Genomic DNA, 6,592 nt, shown 5'->3' with positions numbered 1-6,592 from the left:
AGCACCTCGCCCTGCTTGGGCCCCTCGAGATCGACCATCTCGATCTGGAGCGGCTTCTTGGTGGCAACAGCGAGCGCGGCGCGCGTCTTCATCGGTGATCCTCCGGACAGCTGTTGTCACACGAGGGCAACAACAGGCTTCCCCAAGCTCTGGCTTGCAGGCAAAGACGGCCGCTCGGCGCTGAAGGCGCGTCCTGGCGGCAGCGCAACATCCGTCGGCACAAAGTAGCGATAAAGAAGCATCGTCCGGAATTGGACTTTGGATCGAGAAACTACAGCTAGCCAGGAACCGAATTGGAAATCATGATCGCGGTGACTCTCGGGATTCCTGGACACACGCCAACACGCGATTCTCGATGGGGCGTGTGCTCTGACGCATTGCGATCAGGTTCACGGAGGCTGCCCCGATGTCGTACGCCAGTCGCACGACCGCAAAGCGTGCGGATTCCGGAGAAGCCGGAATCCGACGGGGCATGAGCATGAAGGCCTCAACCGAGGAGGCCGTCGCGGAGCTTCTGGCCGCCATCAGCCAGGATCACATGGAAATGATCCTGCTGTTTTGTTCACCGCACTACGACGTCCCGGCCATGCTGGCGGAAATCGCCCGCCACGCACCCGATATCCGCGTGCTGGGTTGCACGACGGCGGGTGAAATAACACCGGTCGGCTACCGGCAAGGCACGGTGACCGGTCTCAGTCTGTCGGCAACACATTTTGCCACGTCTGTCCGGCTGATCGAGCCGACCTCGTCCTTCGAAATCGCCGATGGCCGCGCCGTGACCCAGGCACTGGTGGCCGAACACCACGTGGTGCGGCGCCGGCTGACCGCGCCGCGCACCTTCGCCCTGCTGATCAACGACGGCCTGTCGATGCGCGAGGAGATCATCGTCAGTGCACTGGGCGATGCATTGGGTGAAATCCCGCTGGTCGGCGGTTCGGCCGGCGACAACCTCGCTTTCCGGGAAACCAGCATCTTTCTCGACGGCCGCGTGCTGACCAACGCCTCGTTGCTGGTGCTGATCTCGACCGATCTCGATTTCCGGGTATTCCAGACCCAGCATTTTCAGCCGCTCGACGAGAAGATCGTCGTCACCCGGGCCGACCCGGCACGCCGACTGGTCATGGAGATCAACGCCGAGCCTGCCGCTGACGAATACGCCCGCATGATCGGCCTCACGCGCGCGGACCTGACGCCGCTCATCTTCGCCGCCCACCCACTGGTCGTGCGTGCCGGCGGTCGCCACTACGTGCGCGCCATCCAGCGCGTCGACGACGACGGACTGCACTTCTTCTGCGCGATCGACGAAGGCATCGTGTTGAGCATGGCCCGGGGCGGTGATTTGCGGGCCAACCTGGTATCGATGTTCGACGGCTTGCGCCAGGAGCTGGGCGGCATCGAGGCGGTGATCGGCTTCGACTGCGTGCTGCGCTATGTCGAAATGGAGCAGCGCCAGATGCTGCGCGACATCTCGCGCATCATGGCGCAGAACCACGTCATCGGCTTCAATACATATGGCGAGCAATTCGGCATGATGCATGTGAGCCAAACCTTTACCGGGATTGCCCTCGGACGAGGCTAGTCATGGCGGCGGAACGACCTCTGCCCACGCCAGATCAGGACGTCGATGGCCTCCGTCGCCATGTCGCAAAGCTGACGGAGATCAATCGTGCCCTGATGCGCCGCGTCGAGCACAGCCTCGACATGCAGGGCAACGCGTATCAGCTGTTCCAGACCGCGATCCTGCTCGACCAGAAGGTCAGGGACAGGACACGCGAACTCGAGCAGGCGCTGCAGGCCGTCGAACAGTCCAACCTGGAACTGAGCGAAGCCATCGTCAGCAGCCGCGTGGCTCAGGGTCGGCTGCAGGATGCCATCGACAGCATCTCGGAAGGCTTCGCCATCTTCGATCCCGATGATCAGCTGATCCTGTACAATCGCCGCTTTCTGGATTTCTGGCCCAACCTGACGAGCCGCATCCAGGCCGGCATTTCCTTCGATGAACTGATCCGGGTGGAACTCGACAACAAGGTCATTCTGCCTGACGGCCGCCCGGTCGAGCGTTGGCTCGCCGAGCGACGGCGGCAGCGCCGGGCGATCCGCCGCGGAACCCAGCGCTGGGTCTATGCCCTGGCCGACGGACGCTGGATCCAGGTCACCGACCGCCGATCGATCGAGGGCGGCATCGCCTCGATCTACACCGACATCACCGATCTCAAGGATGCCGAGCGCCAGGAGCGCGAGAAAGTGGCGGCAGAGCGCCAGCAGGCGAAAGAAGCCTTGCATGACAGCGAACAACGCATCCGCCTGTTCGCCAACGCCGTGCCCGCCATGATCTCGTATGTCGATCATGATCAGCGCTATCGTTTCGTCAATCGCGCCTATCGCGTGGCCTACGGGTCGGACGGCACGCCCATCCTGGGCCGGCCCTTGCGCGCCATTCTCGGCGATGCCGAGTACGAACAGCGCCAACCCTTCGTCGAGCGGGCGCTGAATGGGCACACCGTCACGTTCGACCTGCCCTTGCGCTCGTCGGACAACCAGCCGCGGTTCGGCCTCGCCACCTATGTACCGCACCGCAGCCATCGCGGCGACGTGGTCGGTTTCTTCACGCTGATCCAGGACATCACGGAGCGACGACGGGCCGAGCAGATCCTCGAGGCCGCCAACGAGGAACTCGAACGGCGCGTGCGCGAGCGCACCGCGACCTTGTCGGAACTGAACGAAACCCTCTCACGCGAGGTCGAACAACGGCGACGCATCGCGCGGGAACTGCAGGCCGCCAAGGTCGAGGCCGAGCGGGCCAACGTCAGCAAGACCAAGTTCCTCGCCGACGCCAGCCACGATCTTTTGCAGCCGCTCAACGCCGCGCGCCTGTTCATCGCCGCGCTGCAGAATGCCGGCCCCGGCGATGCGGATGAGATCGTCCTGTCCAAGGTCGACCATGCGCTGGGCAACGTGGAAGACCTGCTGAACATCCTGCTCGACATGTCGAAACTCGACTCGGGGCACGTCAGCGCCAGCGTCGCGGATGTCCGCCTGGCGCCGCTGATGGAGGCCTTGCGCGATGAGCTGGCGCCGCAGGCTGAGCAACAGGGCCTGTCATTCCGGCTGATGCCCTGTCAGCTCACCGTGCAATCCGACCCGCGCCTGCTGCGCCGCTTGCTACAGAATTTCCTGACGAATGCCTGCCGCTACACGGTGTCCGGACGAGTGCTCTTCGGCATCCGCCGGCGCGGCGACATGGTCGAGTTGCAGGTGCACGATACCGGCGTCGGCATCCCCGAAGACAAGATCAACGAGATCTTCGAAGAATTTCGACGCCTGGACCCGGTGGAGGGTGCCCGCAAGGGCTACGGGCTCGGCCTGTCGATCGTCGCCCGGATCAGCCGCCTCCTGGGCTATCAGGTCAGGGTTCGCTCCCGTGTGGGACGCGGTTCCTGTTTTTCCGTCCTGGTGCCTTTGGCCCATTCACCCCGACCCCACACCCTGGCCCGTTCGGTCACATTGCCGGCGGCAAGTCCCGTCGACAATGTGCGCGTGCTGCTGATCGACAACGATCCTGCGGTGCTCGACGGCATGACGCGACTTCTGCAGACATGGCGGTGTCAGGCCGTCGCCGTCGCCAACCGGCGCCAGGCGCGGGCACGCCTGGCACAGGCTGACTTCCAGCCTCAGATTCTCCTGGCCGACTATCACCTCGACGACGGCGATGTCGGTACTGATCTGATCACCGAACTGCGCGGCCAACTGGGCGCCGACGTCCCGGCCGCCATCATTACGGCCGACCGCAGCCCCGAGGTTCAGGCTGCCGTGCAGCGTCTGGCCTCGGCCAGCCTGCTGACCAAGCCGATCAAACCGGCGCGGCTGCGCGCACTGATCGCGTCAGTTCGGCGCTGACAGGCTTCGGCGGTATTTCTGGTAGAGGATGACGGCCTGCGTGCGGCTGGACACACCCAGCTTCTGCAGCAGACTGGACACATGCGCCTTCACGGTCGTGATCTGCACGTCGATGATGTAGGCGATCTGCTTGTTGAGTTTCCCCTCGGACATCAATTCGAGCACTTTGCGCTGCTGGTTGGTCAACAGCTCGAAGCGGCAACGAATGGCTTCATCGAGTCCGCGATCATCGCTGTCGTCGCCCAGGGACGCGCCGCCCATGCCTTCGGTCGGCGCATACGTGCCGCCGTCGAGAATCGTGGTGATGGCCGCGATGACAGCGTCACGGGACAACGATTTCGGGATGTAGGCGACGGCCCCGGCATCGAAGCACTCACGCATCACGTAGCTGTCGGCCAGAGCGGAGACGACGGCGACCGGGATATCCGGCCGCCTCACCCGCAGCGAGCGCACGCCCTTCACGCCGTTCATCCCCGGCATGCGAAGATCCAGCAAGATCAGGTCGATGTCGGCCCCGGCCGCGACCCGCTCTACCGCCTCGCCGAACGAGCCGCTTTCGAGCACGGCCACCTGGTCGTCAAGCGACCTCAGCGTGCTGGCCAACGCTTCGCGAAACATCGGGTGATCGTCGGCGACCAGGACAGTGCGCATGACACATCCTCGCCTGAAGTATCGTCATTTGAGGGCGCGGCAGGCGAACGGTCAAGCGACGACAATTTGCCTAACGATGCTGCAACATGGCCAGTAATTGAGTGACCGCCGCCTCACCGGGACTTTCCAACCCTAGTACCTGGACTCACAATTGACTGATACAGGCTGTCATCCCGAGCGTAGCGAGGGATCTTTGGATGATGGCGTGCGATGCATCAAAAGATCCCTCGCTACGCTCGGGATGACAGCGGGTAGTGAATCACCTTTCAATGATCGTGATTACTAGTCGTCATCCAGCCCGTATCGGTCTTTCATCATCGATCGCCAGCGGCGACGCAGATCGGTCGGCCGCGCGGCGAAGCGTTCGTCAAGGAAAGTCGCCTGCGTGATCCGATCGATGCGAAAATGACGGAAGCCTTGCCGCAGTTCGCACCAGCCCATCAGGATCCGCGTGGAATCCAGATAGCCGACAGCCACCGGCCAGACCACACGCTCACTTCTGTGATCGGCCTTGTCGCGATAGACCAGCGCGATCTTCTTTCCCACCCGGGCCCAGGCACGGGCCTGCGCGACATCGAGCCCGTCGGGCGGAATGGCCCATCCCGGCGCGGTGCGCGCCGCCGCATCCCGAATAAGCGGCTGCAGATGGTCGGGCACGATGGACGCAATCTTTGCGATCAGATCACGCGCGGCCCTGGCCAGAGCTGGATCGGCATGTCCAGCAACCCACTGCGCCCCCAGGACGGCAGCCTCGACCTCGTCACCTGTCAGCATCAGCGGCGGCAGATCGAAGCCGCCGTCCAGCACATAGCCCATGCCGGCCTCGCCGCGGACCGGCACCCGCTGGCCGATCAGGGCCGCGATATCGCGATAGACCGAGCGCTTCGACGTTTCGAGTTCGGCCGCGATGGCCGCCGCGGTGACCGGCCGGGTCGAGCGGCGGAGGATCTGAATGATCTGGAAAAGGCGGTCGGCGCGGCGCATGGCAACAGCACGACAGTTCCATGCTGACAGCAGGGTGGCAACAGCCCTGCGCTAAAGTCCATTCATCGACACCGAGGACCCGACATGAAAAAGACCTATCATGGCAGCTGCCACTGCGGCGCCGTCCGCTACGAAGCCGACATCGACCTGGCGGCCGGAACCGGCAAGTGCAACTGTTCGATCTGCGCCAAGACGCGGGCGTGGGGCGTCTTGATCAAGCCCGAAGATTTTCGATTGCTGGCCGGCGAGGACGTGCTCACCGGCTATCAGTTCGCCACCAAAAGCGGCCACCACCTGTTCTGCAGCCGCTGCGGCGTCCGCTGTTTCAATCGCGGACACGTCGAGCAGCTCGGCGGCGCCTTTGTGTCGATCCAGCTCGCCACGCTCGACGATGCGACACCGGCGGAACTCATCGCAGCGCCGATACGGTACGGCAACGGCCGCGATAACGCCTGGTGGGAGGAGCCGGCCGAGACACGGCACTTGTGAGGTTTATTACCTTCCCCCGCTCGCGGGGGAAGGTGGCGCGCAGCGCCGGATGGGGGGCGCTGCAACGAGGACGATGCCAAGGTCGACACACCCAGTCCGTTCGACCCATCCCCCATCCGCCCCTTCGGGGCACCTTCCCCCGCATGCGGGGGAAGGTATTTTTTCTACGCCGGCGCGAACATCGGCAGCGGCGGGCCGCCGTCGGTGGGCTTGAAGACCACCGTCACGTTCTGGCCGATGCGGATCTTGTCTAAGTCGCAGTCAACGATGTTGGTCATCATCGATGGGCCTTCGGCCAAGGTCACATAGGCGAGGGCATAGGGTACCGGCGCCCGGCGCATGACACTGAACGAGTAGATCGTGCCTTTGCCTGACGCCGTGATCCATTCCGTCTTGTCGCTGAAGCAGAACGGGCAGATCGTGCGCGGATAGTGGTGGGCTTCGCCGCACGCGGTGCATTTGCGCACCAGCAGCTTGCCCTCGCCGGCCGCATCCCAATAGGCCTTGGTCTCGGAACTCACCGAGGGCGCCGGCAGCTTGCGTTCCTTGGTTTGTGCTTGCGCGGCCATGG

General features: G+C 64.0%; 6 protein-coding genes. 3 read left to right on the top strand and 3 right to left on the bottom strand.

The features are described from left to right. The first annotated feature begins 478 nt into the window (after positions 1-478). Both FQU96_RS06080 and FQU96_RS06075 read left to right on the top strand, forming a co-directional pair. Positions 479-1,579 carry an FIST N-terminal domain-containing protein gene (locus FQU96_RS06080; RefSeq protein WP_218574609.1) on the top strand — a complete coding sequence of 367 codons (1,101 nt, stop codon included), beginning with the start codon at positions 479-481 and terminating at the stop codon, positions 1,577-1,579. Positions 1,580-1,581: 2 nt separating this feature from the next. After that, positions 1,582-3,897, top strand: coding sequence for a PAS domain-containing hybrid sensor histidine kinase/response regulator (locus tag FQU96_RS06075; RefSeq protein WP_146539903.1), 2,316 nt, complete (start codon positions 1,582-1,584; stop codon positions 3,895-3,897). Here FQU96_RS06075 and FQU96_RS06070 read toward each other — a convergent pair. Then, positions 3,883-4,548 (bottom strand): response regulator transcription factor, encoded by a 666-nt coding sequence (locus FQU96_RS06070; protein ID WP_146539902.1) that lies wholly within the window; start codon positions 4,546-4,548, stop codon positions 3,883-3,885. The two genes, FQU96_RS06075 and FQU96_RS06070, sit on opposite strands and share 15 nt — an antisense overlap. 282 nt (positions 4,549-4,830) lie before the next feature. Next, positions 4,831-5,532 (bottom strand): YafY family protein, encoded by a 702-nt coding sequence (locus FQU96_RS06065; RefSeq protein WP_146539901.1) that lies wholly within the window; start codon positions 5,530-5,532, stop codon positions 4,831-4,833. 84 nt (positions 5,533-5,616) lie between these two features. Between FQU96_RS06065 and FQU96_RS06060 the strand changes: the two genes are divergently transcribed. After that, entirely contained in the window at positions 5,617-6,021 is a 405-nt protein-coding gene (locus tag FQU96_RS06060; protein WP_146539900.1) for a GFA family protein, read from the top strand. A 164-nt stretch (positions 6,022-6,185) separates the two neighbouring features. Here FQU96_RS06060 and FQU96_RS06055 read toward each other — a convergent pair whose 3' ends face one another. Continuing rightward, a complete protein-coding gene (locus FQU96_RS06055; protein ID WP_146539899.1) occupies positions 6,186-6,590 on the bottom strand; it encodes a Zn-ribbon domain-containing OB-fold protein in 405 nt (134 codons plus the stop codon). Positions 6,591-6,592: the final 2 nt, after the last annotated feature.

Source organism: Reyranella sp. CPCC 100927 (assembly GCF_007859315.1).
GTDB lineage: Bacteria > Pseudomonadota > Alphaproteobacteria > Reyranellales > Reyranellaceae > Vineibacter.
This window is presented reverse-complemented; position numbering and strand designations above follow the sequence as displayed.